This is a genomic window from Lysobacter sp. F60174L2 (assembly GCF_052547135.1).
In genome coordinates this window covers 128,375-153,631 of record NZ_JBQWRA010000005.1, presented here as the reverse complement: position 1 = coordinate 153,631, position 25,257 = coordinate 128,375, and the positions used below count along the sequence as shown (strand labels likewise).

The following is a 25,257-nucleotide window of genomic DNA, read 5'->3' as shown; positions in this document are numbered from 1 at the left end:
AGTCGGAACGTTAAAGTCCGGCCGCGCGTCGCCACAGCGCCTGCGTGAGTGGCGGCAACCGGCCGGCCAGGCCCAGCAACGGTCCTCGGACCAGGGTCGGCACCAGCGCATCGTTCGAAAACAGGCGATTGATCCCTTCGAACGCGTGGGCCGCCAGCGCGTTGTCGCTGCGGCACCGGCGCGCCCAGCGCCGCAGGGGCTCGGGCCGGCCCACGTCGCCATCGCGGCGGATCACGTCGGCCAACCGCTCCCGCAACGTCGCGACGTCGCGGAGGCCGAGGTTGACGCCCTGGCCGGCCAGCGGATGCACCACGTGGGCGGCATCCCCGACGATCGCGACGCGGCCCGCGAGCTGTGAACCCGCCAGTTGCCGGCGTAGTGGGAACGCGGCCCGTTTCGACACGCTCCGCACGGGTCCCAGCGGCCCATCGAAGGCCCGCTCCAGTTCGACCAGGAACGCCGCGTCATCGACCGCGAGCAGGCGCGTCGCCTCGTCTTCGGGCAACGACCACACGATCGAGCTTCGCGGCCCGTGCGCGTCATCGGGAAATGGCAGGAAAGCCAGCGGGCCACCCGGCAGGAAGCGCTGCCAGCAGGTCGACTGGTGGGGTGCCTCGTGCCCGATGAACGCGACCAGTCCGCGCTGGTGGTAGTCGTGGCGGACGGTCTCGACCCCGGCCAGTTCACGCAGTTGTGAATCGGCGCCGTCGGCCGCGACCACCAGCCGCGCACGCAGGTAGCGGCGCGCCATCGATCCAGCGGTATCGGACGGATCGGTGGAGGCGGCCCGGGCGGGAGCCGCCACGGATTCGACTTCCAGCGTGGCGCTGTCATCGTCCTGCTCGAGTCCGACCACCCGGGCCGGGCAATGCAGATGGACCCCGGCGGCAGGCAGCGCCGACCACAGGCGATCCACCAGCAGCCCGTGTTCGACGATCCAGCCGAGTTCGCGCCGGGCGAGCCGGTCGGCGTCGAACACCAGCTCGTCGCCACCGGCGGCGTCCCAGACCCGCATCGAGCGGTAAGGCTGGACCCGCGCCCGACGCACCGCATCCCAGACGCCGAGTTCATCGAGCAGCGCGGCATTGTCCGGCGCGAACGCGTAGACGCGCAGGTCCGGCGCATCGACGCGCCAGGGCGGCGGCTCGCGACTCTCGACCAGCGCGACCCGCAGGCCATCCCGGGCGAACCCCAGCGCCGCGGCGGCACCGACCACACCGGCGCCGACCACGACCACGTCGAGCAGGTCGCGACGGCTCATGCACGCGCTCCGGCATCGTCGGCGGGCGTGCGGCACAGCGCCGGCACGTCGCCGCGGTAGCCCAGTGCGCCGCCGACCAGTCCCGCCTGCACCGACGGCAACCGGTCCAGCGCGAACAGGCCCAGGCTGCGCAGCGGCCGCAGCAGCCCGGCCGGATTGGCGCTGAGCCGCGCGAGCCCGTCGGAGAACCGCAGGGTGCGCTCGCGATCCCCGCCACGCCGCGTAACGTAGCGCTCAAGCAGCGCTGCATCGCCGCAGTCGGCATCGGCCGTGCGCTCGCGCGCCTGGCCGATCAGCTCGGCCAAGGTCAGCGCATCGCGCAGGCCCAGGTTGAACCCTTGCGCGCCGATCGGGTGGATCGTCTGCACGGCATTGCCGACCAGCACCGCGCGCGCGGCGGTGGTCCGTTGCGCCAGCACGCGGGTCGCCGGGTAGGCGGAACGCGCGCCGCATGCAAGGAAGCGCCCGACCCGCCAGCCAAACGCGGCCTGGGCATGCTGGAGGAACCCGGCTTCGTCGAGGCTGGCGACCGCATAGGCCTCGTCGCGCGCAACCGCATGGACCAGTCCGTAGTGGCGGTCACCGCGTGGCAGCAACGCCGTCGGGCCATGTTCCCCGAGCCGTTCGTAGGCGGTGCCATCGGGGCCGCGCTCGGCGCGAAGCCGGGTCACGAACAGGGTCTGGTGGTAGTCGTGCACATCGGTATCGATACCCAGCGATTCGCGCACGCCACTGCGGGTGCCGTCGGCGCCGACCAGCAATCGCGCGCGCAACACCCGTTCGCCGGCGTCGTCGGCCACCCGGATCGCCCGGACACCCGAGGTAGCGGATTCGCCGTCCGCGTCGACAAGCCCGAGGAAGCGCACCGGCCGATAGCGGGTCAATCCGCGCAACCCGGCCAGCCGCGACTCCAGCGCCTCGCCGAAATCACGCGCGACCACCACCCGGCCGAACTCCGCGCGGCCATGGTCGGACGCCCGCAGCAGGCCGCGCCCGAAGTCACCGCGCCGGCTGACGTGGATGCGCTCGATCGCGCCGCCGGGCGCGCGCAGCTTCTGCATCACTCCCAACGCGGTGAGTGCGTTGACGGTGGCTTCGGCGAAGCTGAGGTTGCGTTCGTCGAACACTGCGGGCAACGCGCCCGGCGCCGCGGCCTCGACCAGGCCGACATCGACGCCGATGCGGTCGAGCGCGATCGCCAGGCTGGCGCCGACCAGGCCGCCGCCGACGATCAGCACGTCGTGCAGCGGAGCGGGTTGGTCGGCGGATTTTTGCGGGGAAGCCAAGTCAGCCATTGCGCTATGCTAACGGCTCCTGTCGGCCCGTATCCGAGTCACGATGAACCGTCCTGCTGCCTCCACCCTTTTCGCCGCCGGCCCGCTGCTCCTGGCCGGCCTGATCGTGCTTGCCGCGATGACCCGGGTGCTGCCGCACCCGCCGAACTTCTCGCCGGTCGCGGCGATCGCGCTGTTCGGTGGCGCCTATTTCGCCAATCGCAGCTGGGCGCTGATCGTGCCGCTGGCGGGGCTGTTCCTGTCCGACTTGGCGCTGGCCTCGATCAACGGCGGCCTGTACGCCAGCTGGTTCGGTGGCACCGGCATCTGGCTGGTCTACGGCTGCATCGTGCTGACCACGGCGATGGGCTTCGGCATGCGCGGCAAGGTCGGCGGCGCCCGGGTACTGGGCTATTCGCTGGCCGGCTCGGTGCTGTTTTTCCTGGTCACCAACTTCGGTGCATGGCTGGGCGACCCGATGTACCCGAAGAACGCCGCCGGCCTGATGGCGGCCTATGCGGCCGGCATCCCGTTCTTCCAGTGGTCGGTGCTGGGCACGCTGTTCTATTCGGCGATCCTGTTCGGTGGCTTCGCCGCGCTGCGCTCGCAATGGCCGGCGCTGCGCGCGCAAACGGCCTGACGGACGGCGGCGGGCGTGGGCAACCGGCTCTCGAAGATCTACACCCGCACCGGTGACGACGGCAGCACCGGGCTGGGCGACGGCAGCCGCGTCGCCAAGGATTCCGCCCGCGTCACCGCCTACGGCACCATCGACGAGGCGAACTCGACGATCGGCCTGATCCTGGCCAGCGAGCTGCCCGACGATATCCGCACCGTGCTGGTGGCGATCCAGCACCAGTTGTTCGATCTGGGCGGCGAGCTGTGCATCCCCGGCCATGCGGCGATCGACGATGCCGATATCGACCGGCTCGAACAGCACCTCGACGCCTTCAACGAAGCTCTGCCACCACTGAAGGACTTCATCCTGCCCGGCGGTGGCGAGGCCGGCGCACGCTGCCACATCGCCCGCACGGTGGTCCGCCGCGCCGAGCGCGAAACCGTTGCGCTGGCACGACTGGAAACCGTCCGGCCGCAGGCGGTGCGTTACCTCAACCGCCTGTCGGACCTGCTGTTCGTGCTGTCGCGGGTGCTCGCACGCGCCAGCGGCCACGGCGAAGTGCTGTGGAACCACGACCGCCGCAAGGCCTGAACGTGAAAACGCGCGACGGGCAACGCCCGGATCGCCTTCGCCTCTACACCCATCGCGCCTGTCTCGGACACGACCCCGGCGCCTCCCACCCCGAACGCCCGGCCCGCCTGCAGGCCGTTATCGATGCGATCTCCGCGGCCGTCCCCGACCCCGACTGGCTGGACGCGCCGCGCGCCAGCCGCAGCCAGTTGTCGCGGGTGCATGACGACGCCCTGCTCGCACGGGTGCTGGACACGGAAGTCGCGCCCGGTGCCACGTCACTGGCGCTCGACCCGGACACGCTGCTGGGCCACGGCTCGGCCGAGGCCGCATTGCGCGCCGCCGGCGCCGGCATCGCCGCGGTGGATGCGGTAATGAGCAACGCGCCCCGCCGGGCGTTCTGCGCGGTGCGCCCGCCCGGCCACCACGCCACCGCCACCACCGCGATGGGCTTCTGCCTGTTCAACAACATCGCCATCGCCGCCGCCCATGCCTGCGATGCCCATCGACTGCAACGGGTCGCGGTGGTCGACTTCGATGTCCACCACGGCAACGGCACCCAGGCGATCTTCCAGGCCGACCCGCGGGTGATGTACCTCTCGTCCCACCAGTCGCCGTTGTACCCGGCCAGCGGCGGTGTCGAGGAGCGTGGCGTCGGCAACGTCCTCAACCAGCCGCTCGCTGCCGGTACCGGCAGCGACGGATTCCGGAGCGCCTGGCGTGAGCGGTTGCTGCCGGCATTGCAGGGGTTCCGGCCGCAGTTGCTGCTGGTTTCGGCTGGCTTCGATGGCCACCGGCTGGACCCGCTGGCGCAACTGGAACTCGACGCCGACGATTACCGCTGGCTCACCACCGAACTGGTCGCCATCGCCGAACGTCACGCGCAAGGCCGGGTCGTCTCCATGCTCGAGGGCGGTTATGACCTCGATGCCTTGCGTGAAAGCAGCGTCGCCCACGTCGAGGCGCTGCTGGGCTGACTCGCCGGGCGGTGCACGGCCGGTCGCCACCCGTCCCTTCATCGCATGCGCGCAAACATGAATGCTTGGGCGCCTGACCCATGGATCGAATTGCCGCCACCCCGGGGATGCGGCAAGCTAGCGGCCGTTTCCGCCCATCGGATGGCCGCGTGCGCCCCAGCTTCCGCCTGCTTCCATTGTCGCTGTGCATCGCGCTGGCTTTACCGGCCCATGCCGACGAGGATTCCGAGAACTGGGGGTTGTGCCCGATCGAGGACGCCGTGCCCGCGTTCGAGGATGCCCCCGTCCCCGACGCCGCGCCTGGCAGCACCACCGAGGACCGCGCCGACCAGCCCACCGACATCGCCGGTGATGCGCTGAATGCCAGCGAGGCCGACAGCACGGTTTTCCAGGGCAACGTGGAACTCACCCGCGGCGACCAGTTCCTCGGTACCGACAAGCTGACCTACAGCAGCGACGACGGCACCTACGTCGCCGAGGGCAGCGTTCGCTACCAGGACGCCGGCATGCGGATCCTCGCCGAACGCGCCCACGGCGACCAGGAAGCCGACAGGCACACCATCGAGGATCTGCGTTACCAGCTGATCCAGCGCCGCGGCAACGGCGGCGCCGAGCGGATCGAACTGCAAGGCGACCAGGGCGCCCTGGTCGGCTCGACCTACTCGACCTGCCCCCCGTCGCAACGCGCCTGGGAACTGCGCGCCAAGCGCATCGACATCGATACCGCCGAAGGGCTCGGCGTCGCCCACAAGGCGACCGTGCGGATCGGCAAGGTGCCGGTGCTGTACGTGCCATGGCTGATGTTCCCGATCGACGACCGTCGACGCACCGGCCTGCTGTATCCGAAGATCAAGCTCTCCGGCCGCAACGGCCTCGACTGGCTGCAACCGGTCTACCTGAACCTTGCGCCCAACTACGACGCGACGCTCTATCCGCGCGTCATGACCCAGCGCGGCGTGCAGTTGGGTGGCGAGTTCCGCTGGTTGTATTCCAGAGGTCGTGGCGAGTTCTACGGCGAGTGGATGCCGAAGGACAAACTCCCCGAAAAAGAGCCGGGACGCTACTCCGACGATCCGACAATTCCCACCAGGAATCGCGGCAGCCTGCGTTTCAACGGCTTGCATAACGTCAGTCAACACTGGGCGGCGCGGGCAAATCTCGCCTGGGTCAGCGACACCCATTACCTGGAAGACTTCAGCAACAGTCTTTACGGACAATCCGCCTACCATCTGGTGAGTTCCGCCGGCCTGTACGGCCGTGGGCGGTACTGGGACTCCAGCCTGACCGTAACCCACAACCAGTTGGCGGATTACACCCTGCCCGAAAGCAGCGTGGCCTATGACCGGCTTCCCAGGGCAACTCTAAACTGGGACCAGCCGGTCAGCCGATGGCTTGAAGCGGGCCTCAATGCTGAAGCCGTACGATTCAGCCACGACATCCGCAATGAAGGCAGTCGTCTCGACATCAAACCTTTCGTCAGCATGCCGCTGGAGGGGTCCGGCTGGTTCATGACCCCGAAACTGGCCTGGCGCTACACCGCCTACGACCTCGATGACAAGCTTGCCGCCGCCAATGACGGCGATGGGTCTCCCACCCGCAGCCTGCCGATCGCTTCATTTGACGCAGGACTGTTCTTCGACCGCCAGTTCAACTTCCGCGGCGAGTCCTACCTGCATACGCTTGAACCCCGGATCTTCTACCTCAACGTTCCCTATGAGGACCAGAGCGGCCTGCCACTGTTCGACACCCGGGCCATGACGTTCAGTTGGGGGCAGTTGTTCCGCGACAACCGTTTCACCGGAGGTGATCGCCAGGTCGACGCCAACCAGTTGACCACCGCGGTTACCACCCGCCTCATCAGCCAGGAGAACGGGCGCGAACTGCTGTCCGCCAGCGTTGGCCAGATCCAGTACTTCGAGGACAGCCGGGTAACCGCCGGTTCCAGTGCGCCGATCGAACAGGGCAAGTCCGCATGGGTCGCCAATCTCGGGGTCTCTCCGAACGACCGCTGGACCATAAATGCAGCCTACCAGTGGGACCCCAATTTTCGCCGCCAGGACCTGGCAAGCCTTACTACCAGCTACCTGATCGGTGACACAGGCGTCATCAACCTCGGCTACCGTTACCGACGCAACCTGACCGAGCAGGTCGACCTGTCGTTCCTTTATCCGATCACGTCCAACTGGAGCGTGGTTGGGCGCTACTACTATTCGCTGGGCGACGACCGGCGGGGCATCGATGCCAAACTGCTCGAATCGATCGCCGGCGTGCAGTGGGAAAGCTGCTGCATGGCCGTGCGACTGGTCGCGCGGCGCTACATCCGCGACCGCGACGGCGACCTGGACGATTCGCTGCGGCTCGAGTTCGAGCTGAAGGGCCTGGGTTCGGCCGGCCAGAAATCCGAGGAAATACTGAGCCGTGCTATCCTCGGTTACGATCGTGACGATCTCTATCTCTTGCCGCCTTCTTCGGTGAACGCCGGCAACTTCGACAACTCCATCGATCCGATCCCATGAAGAAATTTTTCGCGTGTGTCCTTGCCACCGCGCTGCTGGCTTCGCCTGCGCTGGCGCAGCAGTTGCAGCCCATCGACGGCATTGCCGTGGTGGTCGACGAGGACGTGATCCTCCAGAGCGAACTCGACCGTGCGGTCGGCAACATCCGCGCCCAGTACGCCGGGCGCACCGAACAGCTGCCGCCACCGGACGTGCTGGAACGGCAGGTCGGCGAGCGCCTGGTGCTGCTCAAGTTGCAGGTCGCGCGGGCCGAAGCCACCGGCGTGCGCGTCACCGACCAGGAGATCGACCAGGCCATCGGCGCGATCGCCGCGCAGAACCAGGCCAGCGTCGACCAGCTGCGGGCGCAACTCACCGCCGACGGAAGCTCGTTCAACCAGTTCCGCGACTCGATCCGCGACGAGCTGCTGGTGCAACGCCTGCGCCAGCGTTTCGCCCAGAGCCAGATTTCGGTCAGCGATGCCGAGGTCGAAGCCGCGCTCGCCTCGCAGCAGGCCAGCGGCCAGCAGTTCCACCTCGCCCACATCCTGGTCGCGCTGCCCGAGGGGGCCACCCCCGAGCAGATCGCCACCGCGCAGTCCAAGATCGAAGGCATCAAGGGACTGCTCGATCGTGGCGAGATGAACTTCGCGGCCGCGGCCGTGCGCTATTCCGACAGCCCCAACGCGCTGGAAGGCGGCGACCTCGGCTGGCGTGCCGCCAACGAGATCCCCGCCGCGTTCGCCGAACTGGTCAACCAGATGTCCGCCGGCCAGGTCACCGCCCCGATCCGCGGCCCCAGCGGCTTCCAGCTGCTGCAACTGGTGGAAGCCCGTGACGCCTCGCAGGCGGGCCCGAGCATGGTGACCCAGTTCCAGGCCAGCCACATCCTCATCCGGGTCGACGACGACACCAGCGTGGCAGAGGCCAAGGCCAGGATCGATACCTTGCATGCCCGCATCGTGGGCGGCGCCGACTTCGCCGAGCTTGCCCGCGAATCGTCGGAAGACCCGAGCTCGCAGGCCGCCGGCGGCGACCTGGGCTGGTTCAGCCAGAACGATTTCGGGCCCGATTTCGGCAGCCAGGTCGCGGCCCTCGCCGATGGCGGCGTGTCCGCGCCGTTCCGCACCCAGGCCGGCTGGCACATCGTCAAGCGCACCGCGACCCGCGAGGCCGACGTCGGCGACGACAACCAGCGTGCGCAGGCACGCGAGACCATTGGCCGGCGCAAGCTGGAGGACCAGTGGAACCGCTTCCTGCGCGAGATGCGCGGCGAGGCCTTCGTCGAGTTCCGCAACCAGGCCGAGCCCGACGCGGTGCCCACCACCGAGCCGACGCCCGCACCGGCGACCGGCGGCTGAGTGGCCCCGCCCCGGCTCGCGCTGGTCCCGGGTGAACCGGCCGGCGTCGGGCCGGAGCTTTGCGTACGGCTCGCCCAGCAGCCCCGCGATTATTCGCTGACCGCATTCGCCGACCGCGCCACGCTGCTGGCGGCGGCCGACCTGCTGGGCCTGCCCCTGCAACTGGTCGATGCACGCGATGGCGGTGTGGCGCCGGGTGAGCTGGCCCTGGTCGAGATTCCCAACGCCGTGCCCGGCCGGTTCGGCCAGCCGGATCCGCGCAACGCGCAGGCGGTGATCGACGCGCTGCACCGGGGCGCCGCCGGCTGCCTGGCGGGCGATTTCGACGGCATCGTCACCGGACCGGTAAACAAGGCGGCCATCAACGAGGGCGGCATCGCCTACAGCGGCACCACGGAACTGCTCGCGGCGCAGGCCGGCCGCGAGGTCGTGATGATGCTGGCGACGCCGACCCTGCGCGTCGCCCTGGCGACCACCCACCTTCCGCTGCGCGCGGTCGCCGACGCGATTGGCGTCGAGTCGCTTTCGCGCACGTTGCGGATCGTGCACGCTTCGCTCCGCATCGACTTCGGCATTGCCGACCCGGTCATCGCGGTGCTCGGGCTGAATCCGCACGCGGGCGAGGCCGGCCATCTCGGCCACGAGGAAATCGAGGTGATCGAACCGGTCGTCGACGCGTTGCGTGCCGAGGGCCTGGAACTGGTCGGCCCCCTGCCGGCCGACACCGCATTCCTGCCGGCCCGGTTGCGCGGGTTCGATGCGGTGCTGGCGATGTACCACGACCAGGGCCTGCCGGTGCTCAAGTTCAGCGGCTTCGAGCAGGCGGTCAACCTCACCCTCGGCCTGCCCTATCCGCGCGTCGCGGTCGACCATGGCACCGCGCTCGATCTCGCCGGGACCGGCCGGGCCGACCCGTCCAGCCTGATCGCCGCCGCCGAAACCTGCGCACGCATCGCCAGGACGAGGGCCATCGCATGACATCGAAGAACCGGTATTCCAGCGCGACACGCGGGACGAACTCCGACGGTTTCGCGGCACAGGCCAAGAAGCACCTCGGCCAGAACTTCCTGCACGAGCGCACGATCATCGACAGGATCGTGCAGGCGGTGAATCCGAGGCCCGGCGACCGGCTGGTCGAGATCGGCCCGGGCCAGGGCGCGATCACCTTTCCGCTGCTCGATCGCCACGGCGAGTTGACCGTGATCGAGTTCGACCGCGACCTGATCTTCCCGTTGACCGAAGCCGCGCGCGCGCACGGCACGCTGACGGTGATCCATCGCGACGTGCTCAAGGTCGACTTCGGCGCGCTTGCCGCCGATGACGGCCACGACCGCGACGGTGCGCCAGCTACCTCCAGGCAGATCCGCCTGGTCGGCAACCTTCCCTACAACCTGTCATCGCCGATCCTGTTCCACGCGCTCGAACACGCCGATGCGATCTCCGACATGACCTTCATGCTGCAGAAGGAAGTCGTCGAGCGCATGGCCTCCGGGCCGGGCAGCAAGGTCTACGGGCGGCTCAGCGTGATGCTGCAGGCCTACTGCACGGTGACGCCGCTGTTCACCGTGCCACCGGGTGCATTCCGGCCGGCGCCGAAAGTCGACTCGGCGGTGGTGCGGCTGGTGCCGCATGCGCCGGACCGCATCGGCATCGAGGATCGCGCGCAGTTCGAGCGGGTCGTGCGCGACGCGTTCGGCCAGCGTCGCAAGACCCTGCGCAACGCGTTGTCGCAGGTCTGCGATGCCGCCGCGATCGAAGCCGCGGGCATCCGCCCGGACGCGCGCGCCGAGCAACTCGACGTCGTCGACTTCATACGCCTGTCCAACTCGTTGCCGCGCTAGGCGCGTGCCGGTTGCATCGCGCATCACGATGCGCGCTTCACCCGCCTACGTCATACACTAGCCGGCATGGAACGCTCCACTGAATATGCGGTCGACATCGATGTCGCCACCCGCTACCTCGATGACCAGTCCGAGCCCGCGCAGGACCGGTACGTGTTCGCCTACACGATCCAGATCCGCAACCGCGGCACCGTCGGCGCACGCCTGCTGTCGCGCCACTGGGTGATCACCGACGCCAACGGCAAGGTGCAGGAAGTCCAGGGCGAAGGCGTGGTCGGCGAGCAGCCGTGGCTGCAACCGGGCGAAGGCTTCGAGTACACCTCCGGCGCCGTGCTCGAGACCGACCTGGGCACGATGGAAGGCAGCTACGCGATGCTGGCCGACGACGGCACCGGCTTCGACGCGCCGATCGCGCCGTTCACCCTGACCGTGCCACGCACCCTGCACTGATGGCGATGCCGGCATGAGCGTCTGGGCGATTGGCGACCTGCAGGGCTGTTACGACGTCACCCAGCGGTTGCTGGAGAAGATCGCGTTCGACCCCGCGCGCGACCGCCTGTGGTTCTGCGGCGACCTGGTCAATCGCGGCGGGCAGTCGCTGGAGACGCTGCGGCTGGTGCATTCATTGCGCGACCACGCCACCGTCGTGCTCGGCAACCACGACCTGTCGCTGCTCGCGGTCGGCCAGCGCCGCGAGGAGGAGCAGCGCAAGGTCAATCCCGACCTGCAGCGGATCGTCTTCGCCGAGGACGGGCCGGTCCTGCTCGAGTGGCTGCGCAGGCAGAAGCTGGTGCACGTCGATCGCAACCTCGGCTGGATGATGGTGCACGCCGGCCTGGCGCCAAAATGGACTGCGCAACTGGCCGAGAAGCACGGCCGCGAGATCGAGGAGCGCCTGCAGGGCGACCAGTACGGCCGCCTGCTCAAGAACATGTACGGCGACGGCCCGGTGTGGAACCCGCGCCTGGCCGGGCTGGACCGCCAGCGCGCGATCATCAACATCCTCACCCGCCTGCGCTACTGCTCGCCGCGCGGGCGGATCTCGTACGAGGACAAGGGCGTGCCCGGCACCCAGCCGCCGGGGCTGTATCCTTGGTACGCCGTGCCCGGTCGCGCCGAACGGGGTCTCCGGGTGGTATGCGGTCACTGGTCGGCACTGGGGCTGTTCATCGGCCACGGCGTGCACGCCATCGATACGGGGGCGGTTTGGGGCGGCAAGCTGACCGCCTTGCAGCTCGACACCGACGAGTTGCGCGTGGTCCAGGTGCCCGGCCGTGACGTGCCGGCGAACCCGCCGAAGTCGCGCCACCGCTCGCGGCGTTGAGGGTCGGGTCATCGGCGAACTGCCCCGTCGCTCCGGGTATCACCCATGTACATGTAGGAGCGACGTAAGTCGCGATAGGAGCTTCCGCCGCCTCACGGTTGCCCATCGCGACTTACGTCGCTCCTACAGGAGCTGTGCCGCGGCGACCCTGCGGTAATCGACGAACTCGAACGCACAGGCATGCTTCGCATCGGCCGCGTGCACTTCCCGCGCGACCACCTCCCAGCTCGCCACATCGAACACCGGGAAAAACGCATCTCCCCCTTCGACCGCGGTATCGACATGGGTCAGGTGCATGCGCGTCGCCTGCGCCAGGCACAACGCGTAGACCTCGCCGCCGCCGATCACGCACAGCTCCTCCGCCCCATCGTCGCGCGCGATCGCAAGCGCGTCGTCGATCGATGCAACCGCCTGCATGCCCTCGAACGGCACTTCGCCCGATCGCGTCAACACCAGGTTGCGTCGCCCCGGCAGCGCCCGGCCGAGTGATTCGGCGGTCTTGCGCCCCATCAGCACCGGCTTGCCCAGGGTCAGTGCCTTGAAGCGCTTGAGGTCGTCCGGCAGGCGCCACGGCAATGCGTTGGCGCGGCCGATCGCGCGGTTGCGATCGAGCGCCGCGATCAGCACCAGGTCGCTCATCCGCCTGCCGACCGTCGCGTCATACCGCGACCGGCGCCTTGATCGCCGGGTGCGGGTCGTACCCTTCGATCGCGATATCGTCGAAACCGAAGCCGAAGATGTCGGTCACCGCGGGGTCGAGCTTCAATGTCGGCAGTGCGCGTGGCTCGCGCGACAGCTGCTCGCGGGCCTGCCCGTAATGGTTCGAATACAGGTGCGCGTCGCCCAGCGTGTGCACGAAGTCGCCCACGCCGAGCCCGCAGGCCTGCGCGACCATGTGGGTCAGCAGCGCATAGCTGGCGATGTTGAACGGCACCCCGAGGAAGATATCGCCGCTGCGCTGGTACAGCTGGCAGCTGAGCCTGCCGTCGACCACGTAGAACTGGAACAGCGTGTGGCACGGCATCAGCGCCATGTGCGGCAGGTCGGCGACGTTCCACGCCGAGACGATCAGCCGGCGCGAATCCGGGTTTCGCCTGATCTCCTCGACCACCCACTTGATCTGGTCGATCTCGATGCCATCCGCGCCCGCCCAGCGGCGCCACTGCTTGCCGTACACCGGCCCCAGCTCGCCGGCCTCGTCGGCCCACTCGTCCCAGATGCTGACCTTGTGGTCCTTGAGGTAGGCGACGTTGGTCTCGCCGCGCAGGAACCACAGCAACTCGTGCACGATCGAACGCAGGTGCAGCTTCTTGGTGGTGACCAGCGGGAAGCCTTCGTTGAGGTCGAAGCGCATCTGCCAGCCGAACACCGAGCGGGTGCCGGTGCCGGTGCGGTCGGATTTCTCGCTGCCGTGTTCGAGCACGTGGCGCAACAGGTCGAGGTATTGCTTCATGACAGCTCCGGCTTCACTGTTCGGGAGGTTGCAGTCGCAGCGTCGGCGAGCGGTGCGACAGCCACAACCAGAACAGGCCGATCGCGACCAGCGGCAGGCTCAGCACCTGGCCCATGGTCAGCCAGCCGAACGCGAGGTAGCCAAGCTGCGCGTCCGGCATGCGGACGAACTCGACCAGGAACCGGAAGGTGCCGTACAGCAGCGCGAACAGCCCGGCGATGGCATAACGCGGACGCGGCTTGCTGGAGTACCACCACAGGATGCAGAACATCGCCAGTCCTTCCAGCGCGGCCTGGTAAAGCTGCGACGGATGGCGGGCGAAGCGGTCGAGCACACCGGCGGCGAACTGCGCCTGCAATTGCTCGTTGCTCCAACCGGCGAACTCGGCAGCCCGCGGGAACACCACGCCCCAGCCACCATCGGTGAACTTGCCCCACAACTCGCCGCCGATGTAGTTGCCGATCCGCCCGAACCCCAGTCCGGGCGGCACCAGCGGCGCGACGAAATCGGCCACGTCGAAGAAATGCAGGCGGTGCTTGCGCGCCCACCACAGGGTCGCCGCCATCACGCCCAGCAGGCCACCGTGGAAGCTCATGCCGCCTTCCCAGATGCGGAACAGCATCAGCGGATCGCGCAACAGGTCCTCGAACCCGTAGAACAGCACGTAGCCGATCCGCCCACCGAGGACGACGCCGAGCATGCCGTAGAACAACAGGTCGCCGAAGGCCTGCTCGTCGACACCGGGCAGGCGGCCGGCGCGGATTCGGCGCCGGCCGAGCCACCAGGCCAGGCCGAACCCGAGCAGGTACATGATCCCGTACCAGTGGACTTGCAGCGGGCCGAGGCCGAAGGCGATCGGGTCGATCTGGTGCAGGATGATCATGGAGCGCGCGGCTTCCTACGGGGCAAAGACCATTGTGCCCGAGCCATCGCAGGCTTGCCCGGCGCGGCGGTCATAAAACGTGGGGCAGATCCGGCAACTCGTTGTGGTCGACGTCATCCGGGCCACGCGGAAAGTGTTCGGCCACCAGCGTCGACAGGGCCTCGATACCGTCGACCACCGCGGACCCGGAGTCACCCGCGCGCAGCCGCTCCTCGATCAGCTTGCACACACCGCGCCATTGTTCGGCGCTGACCCGGTCGCGGAAACCCCGGTCGGCGATGATTTCGATCCGGTGGTCGGCCAGCAGCAGGTACAGCAGCACGCCGTTGTTGGCCTCGGTGTCCCAGACCCGCAACCGGCTGAAAACCTCGCCGGCGCGGTCGCGCGCCTGGCGGCCGGCAAGTACCGCCGATGCCGGCAGCGCAGCCTCGACCGCGAAACAGATCTCGCCACGGTGGCGCAGCTCGCCAGCCTTGATCGCATCGGTGATCCGCTGCAGGCGCGCTTCCGGGAACATGCGCCGGGCCGAGGGAGCGAACAGGTGTCTGAGTATGCGCATCAAGCCATCCTCACCAGCTGCCGGAGGCGCCACCGCCCCCGCTCATGCCACCGCCGCCGGACCAGCCGCCGCCGAAACCACCACCGCCTCCTCCGAAGCCGCCGCCGCCCCAGCCACCGCCGCCCATGCCGCCAAATCCGCCCCAGCCACCATCGCGTGCGAAGCGGCCACCGGAGCCGCTGGCGAGGCCGTACAGCAGGCCAACCAGGCCGCCGATGCCACCGACCAGCAGCAGCGAAGACAGCAGCCACGCCACCCCGCCCGCGGCCAGTCCCGCACCGATACTTCGCACCGCGCGCGGCGCGCGCCCGAGGATCCCGCGCGCGACCTGGGCGACGATGAAGGCCGCGAACACCGCGAACAGCCAGCCGCTACCGCCGCCATCGGACTTCTTTCGAGGACTGGCCATCGGAGGCGGCAACGGCTCGCCGTCGACCAGCTTGACCAGCGCCGCGGTGGCTTCGCTGATCCCGCCCGCGTAATCGCCGGCACGGAACCGCGGCACCATGTATTCCTGGATCACCCGCATCGAGGTCGCATCCGGAATCGCGCCCTCCAGCCCGTAACCGACCTCGATCCGGACCCGCCGGTCGTCCTTGGCGACCACCAGCAACAGACCGTCGTCGACCTTCTCCCGCCCCAGCCGCCACTGGTCATAGACCCGCACGGCGTACTGGGCGATGTCTTCCGGCTGGGTCGTCGGCACCACCAGCACCTGCAACTGGCTGCCCTTGCGTTGCTGCAGCGCCAATGCCTGCGCTTCCAGTCGCTGGCGCGTGGCCGCATCCAGGGTGCCGGTGACGTCGACCACCGGGGAGTCCAGCGGCGGAATCGGCGCCAGCTGCTGCGCGGTCGCCAGCAGGGTGGACAGCGACAGCACCAGCAACACCGCGAGCCGCATCGGCCAACCCGGCGCGTGGCCGCGTCGCACGGGGATCACTGCACCAGGTCGTGAACCACTCACCCGTTGGAAGGCGCGGGTTGCTGCGGTGCAGGCGGCTGCGGAGCCGTCGCCGGCGCACCGAAATCGACCTGCGGCGGCTGCTGGATCTGCGCCTCGTTCTCGACCGTGAAGTTGGGCTTCGGGTCGTAGCCGAACACCATCGCCGTCAGGTTGGTCGGGAACTTGCGGATGTAGGTGTTGTAGTCCTGCACGGACTCGATGTAGCGCTGGCGCTCGACCGTGATCCGGTTCTCGGTGCCTTCCAGTTGCGCCTGCAGCTGCAGGAAGTTCTGGTTGGCCTTGAGGTCGGGGTAGTTCTCGCTGACCAGCAGCAGGCGGCCGATCGCGCTCTGCAACTGCCCCTGGGCCTGCTGGAACTGCTGCAGCGACGCCGGGTCGTCGGCATTGACGTTGATGCTGCCAACCCGCGAGCGCGCCTCGGTGACCTCGGTCAGGACCTGCTGCTCATGGGACGCATAGCCCCGGACCGTCGCCACCAGGTTCGGTACCAGGTCGGCCCGGCGCTTGTAGACGTTGAGCACCTGCGACCACGCCGCGGTGACGGCCTCGTCCTTCTGCTGGATGGTGTTGTAGCCGCAACCGCTCAGCAGTACCGACAACAGCAGCACGAGCAACATGCGCATGGCGCGACTCCTTGCCTGACGTTGGCCGGCATTGCACCACCGCCCGCAGGGCCGCGCAATAGCGGCTGCGTGAAGCCACACGCGGCCGCTACCGAACCCGCGCCCGCGTCAGTCGCCGGTGACGCGCCGCAACTGGCGGCGCTTGGCCCACAGGTTCAGGCACTCGACCAGCGCCGAGAAACCCATTGCGCCGTAGATGTAGCCCTTCGGGATGTGCAGCCCGAAACCGTCGGCGACGAGGTAGGCGCCGATCAGCACGATGAAGGCCAGCGCCAGCATCTTGATGGTCGGGTTGCGTTCGATGAACTTGCCCAGCGGGGTGGCCGCCATCAGCATCACCGCGACCGCCAGCAGGATCGCGCAGACCATGATCCAGGTCTGGTTGGCCATGCCGACCGCGGCGATCACCGAGTCGAGCGAGAACACGATGTCGATCACCGCGATCTGCGCGATCACCATCGCGAACGACGTCACCGGCTTGGTGTGGATGTCCTCGGACTCCGCCTCGCCGACGATGCCGTCGCGGATTTCCATGCCACCCTTCACCAGCAGGAACGCGCCGCCCAGGATCAGCACCAGGTCGCGCACCGAGATGCCCTGCCCGAACAGCGTGAACAGGTCGTTGGTCAGCCCGGCCAGCCAGGCCAGGGTCAGCAGCAGGCCGATCCGGCTGAGGCAGGCGACCGCGATGCCGAACTTTCGGGCCCGCTCGCGCGTCTCGACCGGCAGCTTGCTGACCGCGATGGAGATGAACACCAGGTTGTCGATGCCCAGCACGATCTCGATCGCGCTCAGGGTGATCAGGGTGATCCAGACTTCCGGATCCATCAGCATTTCAATCACAGTCGTTTCCCGGTTTTGTGTTCAGTCCAGCTGGCCATGGAGGATGAGCCCCCACGTCAGCACTACGTTGATCATCAGCACGAACACGGCGGCCGAGCCCATGTCCTTGGCCCGGCCGGCCAGTTCGTGGAACTCGGCGCCATAGCGTTCGATCACCGCCTCGATCGCCGAGTTGAGCAGTTCGATGCTCAGCACCAGCAGCATCGAGCCGATCAGCAGCACGCGCTCCACCGGGGTCTGGCCAAGCCAGCAGGCCAGCGGCGCGAGCAGCACGAACAGATAGGCCTCGAGGCGGAACGAGGACTCGTGCCGCCAGGCGGCGACCAGGCCCTGTATCGACCATTTGGCCGCCAGCAATATGCGGCCCGGGCGGCGCGGCAGGTTACCGATCTCGTCGGCCATCTCAGCGGAGGCGTCCGTGGATCGGCATGGGATCGGCAGCGTTGCGCGGGATCGTCATCGAGGATTCTTGGCTGGGCGGGCCGGGCGACGGGCCAATGGCCGCCCGACGGACAATTTTGCCACAAGGGCCATCCCGCCGCCGGTCCAGCGAGGCGCTAACGCAACCTTCGCGTCCAGTTAGCAGGTTCCGCGACACGCTGGCGCGTCCAGAGCCGCTCCCGGAGAACATGCCCATGGCCGTACCCCCCATCCCCGACGGCTACCACAGCGTCACCCCCTACCTGATCGTCGAGGATGCCGCCGCGGCGATCGATTTCTACCAGCGCGCATTCGGCGCGCAGGAACTCTACCGCCTGCCCATGAAGGACGCCGACGGCCGCGACCGCATCGGCCATGCCGAGATCCGCATCGGCGACTGCAACCTGATGCTGTCGGACGAGTGGCCCGACATGCAGGCGCTCGGTCCCAACGCACGCGGCGGGACCACGGTCAGCTTCATGGTCTACGGCGACGACGTCGATCGCGCCTACCAGCGGGCGCTGGATGCCGGTGCGAAGGCCGACAAGCCGATCAGGGACGAGTTCTGGGGCGACCGCATGGGCTCGGTGATCGACCCGTTCGGGCACAAGTGGGCGCTGGCGACCCACGTCGAGGACGTGCCGCCGGAGGAAATGGAAAAGCGCATGGCCGCGTGGACGGAACAACAGGGCCAGTAGCCCCGGCTACTCCTCGAAGATCGCGACGCCGCGGCTGCCGTCGGGCCTGATCCACGCCCGGTACATGGTGCCGGTGTTGAACGGCATCGCGATGTTGCCCTCGCGATCGAGCGCGATCGCACCGCCATCGCCGCCGGCGGCGGGCACGATCCGGTTGACCACTTCCTCCGCCGCCTCCGCGAGCGAATCGCCGCGGTAGGCCACGCGGGCGCAGATGTCGTGGGCGACCGCGTTGCGGATGTAGAACTCGCCCCAGCCGGTGCCCGACACGCCGCAGTTGTCGTTGGCCCAGGTGCCGGCGCCGATCACCGGCGAGTCGCCGATCCGGCCCCACTTCTTGTTGGTCATGCCGCCGGTGCTGGTGGCCGCGGCGATATGGCCGTGCTTGTCCAGCGCGACTGCACCGACCGTGCCGAAGTACTGCCCGGGATTCTCATCGCCAGCGGCGGCTTGCCGCTGGGCCTTCTCGAGCGCCTTGCGGCGGTGGTCGGTATCGAACCAGTCATTGGGAACGCGTTCGATCTCCGGCCGCGAATCGGCGAACGCCTCCGCGCCCTCACCGGCCAGCATCACGTGCGGCGAGTGCTCCATCACCGTCCGCGCCAGTGTGATCGGGCTACGCACCGTGGTGACCCCGGCAACCGCCCCGGCGCGACGGGTATGGCCTTCCATGATCGAGGCGTCGAGTTCATGGCCGCCGCGCGCGTTGAACACCGCGCCCTTGCCCGCGTTGAAGCGCGGCGACTCCTCCAGCACCACGATCGCGGCCTGCACCGCGTCGAGCGCCGTGCCACCGGCGGACAGGACCGCGTTGCCGGCATCCAGCGCACGCCCGAGGTCCGCGCGCGCGGCCCGCTCCGCCTCGGCATCACGCGGCACGTAGCCGGCACCGCCGTGGATGACCAGCGCGGTCTTCGACTCGGCCTGCGATGGAACGGACGGGACTTGTGCGTGGGCGGTCATGGTGGAGAGCGCGAGCAGAAGGGTGGACGCAAGAAAGGCCGGGAACGCGGGCTTGTGCATGGCGGGTGCGCGATGACGAGTGATGCCGCGAGGATAACGCGGATGCCGGGGGTGGTTTTGGAGGTTCTGTCGCAGCGGAGATGTCTGGACGGTTTGCACCCACACGCCCCTGAAAAAGCACCCATTGTAGGAGCGACGTAAGTCGCGAATGCCTCACCATCCCATGGGTTCAGAGCGTCGCGACTTACGTCGCTCCTACAACGGAGGAAAGCCGCTTTCGCCGCAACCATCTCGACAATGCAGTGCCACACGAAGCCACAGCCCCCACGCTGCGGCGCGACGTCCTGCCGGGGTATTGCGGAGAGTGCGCCATGGATGGCGCACGTCCCCGACTCGGGCCATGGATGGCCCGACGGAGGGGCGGAGACAATACCCCGGCAGGGCGGCGCTACCGCCCGAAGCCCCGCTTCCGCCTTCGCTCCACCTCCGCTGCCACCCAACCTACTGCTGCCGCAACGCCTCGATCGGATCCAGCAGCGACGCCTTGCGCGCCGGGTAGTAACCGAAGAACAACCCCGTGGCGATCGAGAACCCCGCAGCCAACCCCACCACCTGCCCGTTCAACACCACCGGCAACGCACCGAACCGCCCCACCAGCAGCGCCCCGACGATCCCGATCCCGATGCCGAGCGCCCCGCCGATCAGCGAAATCAGCATCGCCTCCGCCAGGAACTGCCGGCGGATGTCCGACGGCCCCGCCCCGACCGCCATCCGCAGGCCGATCTCGCGGATCCGCTCGGTCACCGACACCAGCATGATGTTCATGATCCCGATGCCGCCGACGATCAACGAGATCGTCGCGACCGCACCCAGCAGCAACGACATCAACCGCGTCGTCTGCGTCCGCGTCGCCACGATCTCGGCGATGTTGCGCACCCGGAAATCGTCCTCCGCGCCCGGCTGGATATCGTGGCGCTGCCGCAGCAGCGACTCGATCTGCCCCTGCACATAGCCCAGGTCGTCGGCCCGTGCGACCCCGACCGCTATCTGCCGCACCGCGCCCGGCGGCAACCCCATCGAGCCCATCAGCCGGCGCCGCGCCGTCTCCAGCGGCACCAGCATCACGTCGTCCTGGTCCTGGCCGAAGCCGCCCTGCCCCTTCGGCTCCAGCGTACCGACCACGGTGAACGGCACCCGCCCGATGCGCACGCTCTGGCCGACCGGATCCTCGTCGCCAAACAGCTCGCGCCGCACCGTCTCGCCAAGGATCACCGACTTGCCGCCACCGTTGTAGTCACGCGCGTCGAAACCCGCGCCGGAAGCCAGCCGCCAGTTCTCCAGCTCGAAGTAGTCCGGCTGGATGCCTTCCCAGTCGGCCGACCAGTTGTTCTCGGCGAACACCACCTGGGAACTGCCGCGCATCGAACCGGCGACGTACTGCACTTCCGGGATCTGCTCGCGGATCGCGTCGACATCGTCCTCGTCGATCGTGTAGAAACTGCTCGCGCTCATGCGCACGCCACCGGCGCCGCGTCGAGAGTTGGGACTGATGTCGAGGCGGTTCGAGCCGAGTCCGGAGACCAGCTTGTCGATTTCCGACTGCGTGCCCTGCCCGACCGAGACCATCACGATCACCGCGGCGATGCCGATGATCACGCCCAGCGAGGTCAGCCCGCTGCGCAGCCAGTTGCCGCGCAGGGCGAAGATCGCGGTGCGCAGGACTTCCAGGAAGTTCATCGCGCGATCCCCGGGAAATGCGCCTGCGCGAACGGCGAAGTGGCATCGTGCAACTCGCCGTCGTGCATGACGAAGCCGCGGTCGGCGTGCGCCGCGACCTCCGGGTCGTGGGTGATCAGCACGACGGTGTGGCCGTCGGCCTGCAACTGCTTGAACAGCGCGAGGATCTCCTCGCCGGTGCGGCTGTCGAGCGCCCCGGTCGGCTCGTCGGCCAGCAGGATCGGCGGCCGGTTGATCAGCGAACGCGCGATCGCGACGCGTTGTTGCTGGCCGCCCGACAGCTCGCTGGGCCGATGCGATTCGCGACTGGCCAGCCCGACCGCAGCCAGCGCCGCATGAGCACGTTCCATGCGCTCGGCATGCGGCACGTTGGCGTAACCCATCGGCATCGCCACGTTCTCCAGCGCACTCATGCGCGGCAGCAGGTTGAAGCCCTGGAACACGAAGCCGATCTTGTCGCGACGGAGCACCGCCAGCACCTCCGCGTCGAGGGTCGCCACGTCGGTGCCGTCGCACAGGTAACGACCATGGCTTGGCGTGTCGAGGCAACCGACCAGGTTCATCAGGGTCGACTTGCCCGAGCCCGACGGCCCCATGATCGCGACGAACTCGCCGCGTTCGATGCGCAGGTCGACGCCATGGAGCGCGACCACCTCGGCCTGGGTACTTGGCGAATAGACCTTGCCGAGGCCATGGGTCTCGATCACCGCCGGCCGCGCGCTCATTCGACCGGGCGCTCGACGCCGACGACGACCGTCTCGCCATCGGCCAGCGGACCCGACACCGCGGTCCAGCTGCCATCGCTGGCGCCGACCCGGACCGTGACCGCCTCGACCTCGCCGTCGACGAGACGGTACAGCGTTACCCGGCGCGCGGCGGCCAGCGCCGCGAGCTCACGATCCCAGTCGGCCTGCTGGGCGTCGGACAGCGTGTCGCGGAATGCCGCGAACTGCTGCCGGAAGCGCTCCTGCATCCGTTGCCGCGTGCCACCGCCATCCGCCGCGCGCGGGCTGCCGCCACGCGGCCCGCCGAACATCGAGCCACCGCCATTGGGAGGGGCAGCCGCCGCAGGCGCGGCACGTGCGGCGCGACGCTGCCGCATCGCCTCCAGCGCGGTATCGAACGCGGCCTGCTGCGCAGCGTCGAGCCCGAGCGAGGCGGCGATACCCGGCAACTCGGCGGCCACGCCGGCAGCGCCCGGGGCCGGGGCCGGTCCGGCGGCCTCGCCCTCCGCCGGCTTGTAGCGCAGCGCGGCATTGGGCACGCGCAACACGTCGTCGCGGCGGCTGACCTCGATCTCGGCGCTCGCGGTCATGCCGGGCAGCAGGATCTGGTCGCTGTTGTCGACCGCCACCACCACCGGATAGGTGATGACGTTGTTGGTGTTGGTCGCCGACAGCCGCACCTGCTGCACGCTGCCGCGGAACTGGCGGTCGGGGAACGCATCGACGCTGAACGACACCGTCTGCCCGGCCGCGACCTGGCCGATGTCGGCCTCGTCGATCGCCAGCACGATCTCCATCTGCGACAGGTCCTCGGCGATCTGGAACAGCACCGGCGATTGCAGGCTCGCCGCCACGGTCTGACCGGGCTCGACGGTACGCGTCAGCACCACGCCGTCGACCGGCGAGCGGATCACGGCGCGGCCGAGGTTGAGCCGGGCGGTCTGGGTCGAGGCACGTTGCTGGACGATCTGCGCCTGTGCCGCGTTGACCTGGGCGCGGGCCTGGTCGCGCGCCGCACGGGCGAGGTCGACATCGCTGGCGGCCACCAGCTGGTCGCGGCCCAGCTCGGCCTTGCGGGTGTAGTCGGCCTCGGCATTGCGCAGGCTGGCCCGGGCCGTGGCGAGGTTGGCACGGGCGGCGTTGACCGCGGCATCGCCCTGGGCGATCTGCGCATCGAACGTGCTCGGATCGATCCGGGCGAGGACCTGGCCCTTGGTCACCCGGTCGTTGAAGTCGGCCAGCACCTCGGTGACCTGGCCTGAGATCTGGCTGCCGACATCCACCGTGGAAATGGCGGCCAGGGTGCCGGTCGCGGAAATCGTCACCCGGATGTCGCCGCGTTCGACCGTGGCGGTGCGGTAGCCGCTCCCGGCCGACGCGCCGTGCCCCTGCCACAGGTAAACCGCGATGGCGACGGCGGCGACCACCGCCCCCGCGACGATGCCGCGACGCCACCAGTTGGCACGCGCGGGCTTGGGTACGGGGCTGCGGGGAGTTGTCATCGGGTCGTCGAGTCGTGGGAACAGCATCGCCAACGCGCCCGCGCGCCCACGGTTGACAGGCATGGCAGCGCCCACGCAGGAACGCCCGCGGCGGTACAGGAACGTCGCAGTCTGCCGGCCGTGCCGGCCGGCTCAGCCGAGGAAGCGGATGGTCGCCGTGGTGCCCTGTCCCGGCAGGCTGTGCAGGCTGACCGGCCAGCCCATGCGCTCGCCCATCCGGCGCGCGATCGACAGGCCCATGCCCTTGCTTTCCTCGCGCGACGGGTCGGCGCGGTAGAACGGCTCGAATGCCTTGGCGAGGGTTTGCGCATCCATGCCGATGCCGCTGTCGCGGACCTCGATCCGGTCCGGGCCGAGCCGCACCTCGATGTCGCCGTGGTCGGTGAAATGCACGGCGTTGCTGAGCAGGTTGCCGAGCATCACCGCGAGCACGTGCGGCGGCCCGAACAGGCGCGGGGCACCGTTGTCGACCACCTCGATCGCCACCGGCTTGTCCTGCAGCATCGGTCGCACCCGCTCGACCTGGTCATGGACGATGTCGCGGACCTCGAACTCGGCGCTTTGCGGCGCGATGTCGGCCTCGCGGGCGAGGATCAGGAACGCGTCGATCACCGCTTCCATGTCGCGGCCGGCGCGCTGCACGCGCGCCAGTGCACGCAGGGTGCGCGGATGCGTGTCGGGGTCGCCCAGCATCATGTCGGTGGCGACCCGGATCACGGTCAGCGGGGTCCGCAGCTCGTGGCTGGCGTCGCGGGTGAAGTCGCGCTCGCGCTCGACGAAATCGGCGACCCGGTCGGCCAGCCCGACCAGTGCGCGCGACAGGTGGCGCACCTCGCTGCCCGCTTCCGGCGGCAGGTTGCGCGGGGTGATCGCGCTGGCGTCGGGGTCGCGCGGATCCCAGTTGGACACCACGTTGGCCAGCCAGCTGACCGGCCCGACCAGACGCTTGGAGGTGCGGTAGGTGAGCCAGGAAATCAGGTAGGTCGCCAGCAGCGACAGGATCAACGAGACCAGCCCGGTCAGCAGGATCGCGCGGTCGACATGGCCCGCCTCGAAGGTCAGGTAGAACGTGCCCTGCGGGCGGTGGTCGACCAGGACGTCCTGCTTCTTCCCCACGACGCCGGGCAGGGCGCGGCGGTGCATGCCCGGCTCCAGTTGGCGCAGTTCGCGCGGCACGATGCGATCGCCGGGCGCGGCCGGGTCGAGGTAGCCGGCCATGGTCGAGGTCCTCGGCAGCGGGTACGCGGGACTGGCGGCGCGGCCGGTCCAGAACACGTCGGCCTCGCGCTGCATCCGCTGCGACAGGACGCCTTCGCGCACCAGCAGGCCGGCGAGTACGACGCCGGCCGTGATGACGATGCTGCCCAGGATCGCCTGCACGATGAATGCAAGCTTGATCCGGCGCGGAAGACCTTGGGTCATGGCATGCGCATCGCCGTCACTCGGGCGGCTGCGAGATGTCCGCGACCCGGTATCCGGCCGACTGCACGGTGTGCAGCAACTGCTTGTCGAACGGCTTGTCGATGGTCTTGCGAAGGTTGTAGAGATGGCTGCGCAACGTATCCGAGTCCGGCAGGCCGTTGCCCCAGATCTCGCGCTCGATCTCCTGCCGGCTGACCACCCGCGGCGACTCGCGCATCAGGATCGTCAGCAGGCGCAGGCCAATCGGCGACAGCTGCAGTTCGCTGCCGCCGCGGGTGACCCGCAGGCTGGCCGGGTCGAGCACGAGGTCGGCGACCTTGAGCACCTCGCCGCCGACCTGGCGGCGCTCCCGCCGGATCAACGCGCGCAGCCGGGCTTCCAGTTCCTGGATCGCGAACGGCTTGGTGAGGTAGTCGTCGGCGCCCGCGGACAGGCCGGTCAGTTTCTCGTCCAGGGTGTCGCGTGCGGTCAGCATCAATACCGGCGTCGACTTGCGCGCTTCCTCGCGCAGGCGCTTGCAGACCTCGATGCCGTCGAGCCTCGGCAGCATCAGGTCGAGCACGATCACGTCGTAACTGTTCTCGGCGGCCAGCCGGTAGCCGTCGAGCCCATCGGCAGCGAAATCCACCTCGAAGCCGCGGCTTTCGAGGTATTCCCCCACCATCTCCGAAATATTGCGATTGTCCTCGACGATCAGGACCAGACCGCCGTCGCGGGTACCCGACATACAGATTCTCCACCCT

26 protein-coding genes are annotated in these 25,257 nt (G+C 68.8%); 10 read left to right on the top strand and 16 right to left on the bottom strand.

Annotation, left to right across the window (positions count from 1 at the left end; genetic code table 11):
* Positions 1-10: 10 nt before the first annotated feature.
* Positions 11-1,261, bottom strand: coding sequence for an FAD-dependent oxidoreductase (locus ACT9AS_RS13785; protein WP_445100730.1), 1,251 nt, complete (start codon positions 1,259-1,261; stop codon positions 11-13).
* Positions 1,258-2,556 (bottom strand): 2-octaprenyl-6-methoxyphenyl hydroxylase, encoded by a 1,299-nt coding sequence (gene ubiH, locus ACT9AS_RS13780; protein ID WP_445100729.1) that lies wholly within the window; start codon positions 2,554-2,556, stop codon positions 1,258-1,260. The genes ACT9AS_RS13785 and ubiH overlap by 4 nt, the downstream gene beginning before the upstream one ends.
* Positions 2,557-2,599: 43 nt before the next feature.
* Here ubiH and ACT9AS_RS13775 point away from each other — a divergent pair, with 43 nt between their 5' ends.
* From ACT9AS_RS13775 to ACT9AS_RS13735, 9 genes are all read left to right on the top strand, one after another.
* Complete coding sequence (locus ACT9AS_RS13775) at positions 2,600-3,175, top strand: DUF6580 family putative transport protein (protein ID WP_445100728.1); 576 nt, start codon at positions 2,600-2,602, stop codon at positions 3,173-3,175.
* 15 nt (positions 3,176-3,190) lie between these two features.
* On the top strand, positions 3,191-3,745 hold the full coding sequence (locus ACT9AS_RS13770; protein WP_445100727.1) for a cob(I)yrinic acid a,c-diamide adenosyltransferase: 555 nt from the start codon (positions 3,191-3,193) through the stop codon (positions 3,743-3,745).
* Positions 3,746-3,747: 2 nt separating this feature from the next.
* Positions 3,748-4,701: a histone deacetylase family protein gene (locus ACT9AS_RS13765; RefSeq protein WP_445100726.1), complete on the top strand. Its 954-nt coding sequence runs from the start codon at positions 3,748-3,750 to the stop codon at positions 4,699-4,701.
* A 149-nt stretch (positions 4,702-4,850) separates the two neighbouring features.
* Positions 4,851-7,217 carry an LPS assembly protein LptD gene (gene lptD, locus ACT9AS_RS13760; RefSeq protein ID WP_445100725.1) on the top strand — a complete coding sequence of 789 codons (2,367 nt, stop codon included), beginning with the start codon at positions 4,851-4,853 and terminating at the stop codon, positions 7,215-7,217.
* Positions 7,214-8,557: a peptidylprolyl isomerase gene (locus ACT9AS_RS13755; RefSeq protein WP_445100724.1), complete on the top strand. Its 1,344-nt coding sequence runs from the start codon at positions 7,214-7,216 to the stop codon at positions 8,555-8,557. Before lptD ends, ACT9AS_RS13755 begins: the two co-directional genes overlap by 4 nt.
* Complete coding sequence (gene pdxA, locus ACT9AS_RS13750; RefSeq protein ID WP_445100723.1) at positions 8,558-9,535, top strand: 4-hydroxythreonine-4-phosphate dehydrogenase PdxA; 978 nt, start codon at positions 8,558-8,560, stop codon at positions 9,533-9,535.
* Entirely contained in the window at positions 9,532-10,398 is an 867-nt protein-coding gene (gene rsmA, locus ACT9AS_RS13745; RefSeq protein ID WP_445100722.1) for a 16S rRNA (adenine(1518)-N(6)/adenine(1519)-N(6))-dimethyltransferase RsmA, read from the top strand. Before pdxA ends, rsmA begins: the two co-directional genes overlap by 4 nt.
* 66 nt (positions 10,399-10,464) lie before the next feature.
* Positions 10,465-10,848 carry a Co2+/Mg2+ efflux protein ApaG gene (gene apaG, locus ACT9AS_RS13740; RefSeq protein WP_445100721.1) on the top strand — a complete coding sequence of 128 codons (384 nt, stop codon included), beginning with the start codon at positions 10,465-10,467 and terminating at the stop codon, positions 10,846-10,848.
* A 13-nt stretch (positions 10,849-10,861) separates the two neighbouring features.
* Positions 10,862-11,722, top strand: a complete 861-nt coding sequence (locus ACT9AS_RS13735) for a symmetrical bis(5'-nucleosyl)-tetraphosphatase (protein ID WP_445100720.1) — start codon at positions 10,862-10,864, stop codon at positions 11,720-11,722.
* A 123-nt stretch (positions 11,723-11,845) separates the two neighbouring features.
* Here the strand turns inward: ACT9AS_RS13735 and ACT9AS_RS13730 are convergent, their stop codons facing one another.
* The 8 genes from ACT9AS_RS13730 to ACT9AS_RS13695 all read right to left on the bottom strand — a co-directional run bounded on the left by ACT9AS_RS13730 (position 11,846) and on the right by ACT9AS_RS13695 (position 17,449).
* The gene (locus ACT9AS_RS13730; protein ID WP_445100719.1) at positions 11,846-12,361 is read right to left on the bottom strand and encodes a dihydrofolate reductase; all 516 of its coding nucleotides are present in this window, start codon (positions 12,359-12,361) and stop codon (positions 11,846-11,848) included.
* A 19-nt stretch (positions 12,362-12,380) separates the two neighbouring features.
* Positions 12,381-13,175 carry a thymidylate synthase gene (locus tag ACT9AS_RS13725; RefSeq protein WP_445100718.1) on the bottom strand — a complete coding sequence of 265 codons (795 nt, stop codon included), beginning with the start codon at positions 13,173-13,175 and terminating at the stop codon, positions 12,381-12,383.
* 13 nt (positions 13,176-13,188) lie between these two features.
* The gene (gene lgt, locus ACT9AS_RS13720) at positions 13,189-14,058 is read right to left on the bottom strand and encodes a prolipoprotein diacylglyceryl transferase (protein ID WP_445100717.1); all 870 of its coding nucleotides are present in this window, start codon (positions 14,056-14,058) and stop codon (positions 13,189-13,191) included.
* Between the two features lie 70 nt (positions 14,059-14,128).
* Positions 14,129-14,617, bottom strand: coding sequence for a TPM domain-containing protein (locus ACT9AS_RS13715; protein WP_445100716.1), 489 nt, complete (start codon positions 14,615-14,617; stop codon positions 14,129-14,131).
* 10 nt (positions 14,618-14,627) lie between these two features.
* On the bottom strand, positions 14,628-15,518 hold the full coding sequence (locus ACT9AS_RS13710) for a TPM domain-containing protein (protein ID WP_445100777.1): 891 nt from the start codon (positions 15,516-15,518) through the stop codon (positions 14,628-14,630).
* 59 nt (positions 15,519-15,577) lie between these two features.
* Positions 15,578-16,204 carry a LemA family protein gene (locus tag ACT9AS_RS13705; RefSeq protein ID WP_445100715.1) on the bottom strand — a complete coding sequence of 209 codons (627 nt, stop codon included), beginning with the start codon at positions 16,202-16,204 and terminating at the stop codon, positions 15,578-15,580.
* Positions 16,205-16,312: 108 nt separating this feature from the next.
* On the bottom strand, positions 16,313-17,032 hold the full coding sequence (locus tag ACT9AS_RS13700; protein WP_445100714.1) for a TerC family protein: 720 nt from the start codon (positions 17,030-17,032) through the stop codon (positions 16,313-16,315).
* Between the two features lie 36 nt (positions 17,033-17,068).
* Positions 17,069-17,449, bottom strand: a complete 381-nt coding sequence (locus tag ACT9AS_RS13695) for a diacylglycerol kinase (protein WP_445100713.1) — start codon at positions 17,447-17,449, stop codon at positions 17,069-17,071.
* Between the two features lie 233 nt (positions 17,450-17,682).
* Between ACT9AS_RS13695 and ACT9AS_RS13690 the strand changes: the two genes are divergently transcribed.
* The gene (locus ACT9AS_RS13690; protein ID WP_445100712.1) at positions 17,683-18,165 is read left to right on the top strand and encodes a VOC family protein; all 483 of its coding nucleotides are present in this window, start codon (positions 17,683-17,685) and stop codon (positions 18,163-18,165) included.
* A 6-nt stretch (positions 18,166-18,171) separates the two neighbouring features.
* Here the strand turns inward: ACT9AS_RS13690 and ACT9AS_RS13685 are convergent, their stop codons facing one another.
* From ACT9AS_RS13685 to ACT9AS_RS13660, 6 genes are all read right to left on the bottom strand, one after another.
* Entirely contained in the window at positions 18,172-19,128 is a 957-nt protein-coding gene (locus ACT9AS_RS13685) for an isoaspartyl peptidase/L-asparaginase (RefSeq protein ID WP_445100711.1), read from the bottom strand.
* A 501-nt stretch (positions 19,129-19,629) separates the two neighbouring features.
* Complete coding sequence (locus tag ACT9AS_RS13680) at positions 19,630-20,865, bottom strand: ABC transporter permease (RefSeq protein WP_445100710.1); 1,236 nt, start codon at positions 20,863-20,865, stop codon at positions 19,630-19,632.
* Positions 20,862-21,590 carry an ATP-binding cassette domain-containing protein gene (locus tag ACT9AS_RS13675; RefSeq protein WP_445100709.1) on the bottom strand — a complete coding sequence of 243 codons (729 nt, stop codon included), beginning with the start codon at positions 21,588-21,590 and terminating at the stop codon, positions 20,862-20,864. Before ACT9AS_RS13675 ends, ACT9AS_RS13680 begins: the two co-directional genes overlap by 4 nt.
* Positions 21,587-23,155, bottom strand: coding sequence for an efflux RND transporter periplasmic adaptor subunit (locus ACT9AS_RS13670; protein WP_445100708.1), 1,569 nt, complete (start codon positions 23,153-23,155; stop codon positions 21,587-21,589). The genes ACT9AS_RS13675 and ACT9AS_RS13670 overlap by 4 nt, the downstream gene beginning before the upstream one ends.
* Before the next feature lie 69 nt (positions 23,156-23,224).
* Entirely contained in the window at positions 23,225-24,514 is a 1,290-nt protein-coding gene (locus ACT9AS_RS13665) for an ATP-binding protein (RefSeq protein ID WP_445100707.1), read from the bottom strand.
* A gap of 16 nt (positions 24,515-24,530) precedes the next feature.
* Positions 24,531-25,241, bottom strand: coding sequence for a response regulator (locus ACT9AS_RS13660; protein ID WP_445100706.1), 711 nt, complete (start codon positions 25,239-25,241; stop codon positions 24,531-24,533).
* Positions 25,242-25,257: the final 16 nt, after the last annotated feature.

Excerpts from the sequence above, each read along its gene's own strand:
- ACT9AS_RS13785 (WP_445100730.1), bottom strand. The coding sequence starts at position 1,261 with ATGAGCCGTCGCGACCTGCTCGACGTGGTCGTGGTCGGCGCCGGTGTG.
- ubiH (WP_445100729.1), bottom strand. The coding sequence starts at position 2,556 with ATGGCTGACTTGGCTTCCCCGCAAAAATCCGCCGACCAACCCGCTCCG.
- ACT9AS_RS13775 (WP_445100728.1), top strand. The coding sequence starts at position 2,600 with ATGAACCGTCCTGCTGCCTCCACCCTTTTCGCCGCCGGCCCGCTGCTC.
- ACT9AS_RS13755 (WP_445100724.1), top strand. The coding sequence starts at position 7,214 with ATGAAGAAATTTTTCGCGTGTGTCCTTGCCACCGCGCTGCTGGCTTCG.
- rsmA (WP_445100722.1), top strand. The coding sequence starts at position 9,532 with ATGACATCGAAGAACCGGTATTCCAGCGCGACACGCGGGACGAACTCC.
- apaG (WP_445100721.1), top strand. The coding sequence starts at position 10,465 with ATGGAACGCTCCACTGAATATGCGGTCGACATCGATGTCGCCACCCGC.
- ACT9AS_RS13735 (WP_445100720.1), top strand. The coding sequence starts at position 10,862 with ATGAGCGTCTGGGCGATTGGCGACCTGCAGGGCTGTTACGACGTCACC.
- ACT9AS_RS13730 (WP_445100719.1), bottom strand. The coding sequence starts at position 12,361 with ATGAGCGACCTGGTGCTGATCGCGGCGCTCGATCGCAACCGCGCGATC.
- ACT9AS_RS13725 (WP_445100718.1), bottom strand. The coding sequence starts at position 13,175 with ATGAAGCAATACCTCGACCTGTTGCGCCACGTGCTCGAACACGGCAGC.
- lgt (WP_445100717.1), bottom strand. The coding sequence starts at position 14,058 with ATGATCATCCTGCACCAGATCGACCCGATCGCCTTCGGCCTCGGCCCG.
- ACT9AS_RS13715 (WP_445100716.1), bottom strand. The coding sequence starts at position 14,617 with ATGCGCATACTCAGACACCTGTTCGCTCCCTCGGCCCGGCGCATGTTC.
- ACT9AS_RS13710 (WP_445100777.1), bottom strand. The coding sequence starts at position 15,518 with ATGCGGCTCGCGGTGTTGCTGGTGCTGTCGCTGTCCACCCTGCTGGCG.
- ACT9AS_RS13705 (WP_445100715.1), bottom strand. The coding sequence starts at position 16,204 with ATGCGCATGTTGCTCGTGCTGCTGTTGTCGGTACTGCTGAGCGGTTGC.
- ACT9AS_RS13700 (WP_445100714.1), bottom strand. The coding sequence starts at position 17,032 with ATGGATCCGGAAGTCTGGATCACCCTGATCACCCTGAGCGCGATCGAG.
- ACT9AS_RS13695 (WP_445100713.1), bottom strand. The coding sequence starts at position 17,449 with ATGGCCGACGAGATCGGTAACCTGCCGCGCCGCCCGGGCCGCATATTG.
- ACT9AS_RS13690 (WP_445100712.1), top strand. The coding sequence starts at position 17,683 with ATGGCCGTACCCCCCATCCCCGACGGCTACCACAGCGTCACCCCCTAC.
- ACT9AS_RS13685 (WP_445100711.1), bottom strand. The coding sequence starts at position 19,128 with ATGACCGCCCACGCACAAGTCCCGTCCGTTCCATCGCAGGCCGAGTCG.
- ACT9AS_RS13680 (WP_445100710.1), bottom strand. The coding sequence starts at position 20,865 with ATGAACTTCCTGGAAGTCCTGCGCACCGCGATCTTCGCCCTGCGCGGC.
- ACT9AS_RS13675 (WP_445100709.1), bottom strand. The coding sequence starts at position 21,590 with ATGAGCGCGCGGCCGGCGGTGATCGAGACCCATGGCCTCGGCAAGGTC.
- ACT9AS_RS13670 (WP_445100708.1), bottom strand. The coding sequence starts at position 23,155 with ATGCCTGTCAACCGTGGGCGCGCGGGCGCGTTGGCGATGCTGTTCCCA.
- ACT9AS_RS13665 (WP_445100707.1), bottom strand. The coding sequence starts at position 24,514 with ATGACCCAAGGTCTTCCGCGCCGGATCAAGCTTGCATTCATCGTGCAG.
- ACT9AS_RS13660 (WP_445100706.1), bottom strand. The coding sequence starts at position 25,241 with ATGTCGGGTACCCGCGACGGCGGTCTGGTCCTGATCGTCGAGGACAAT.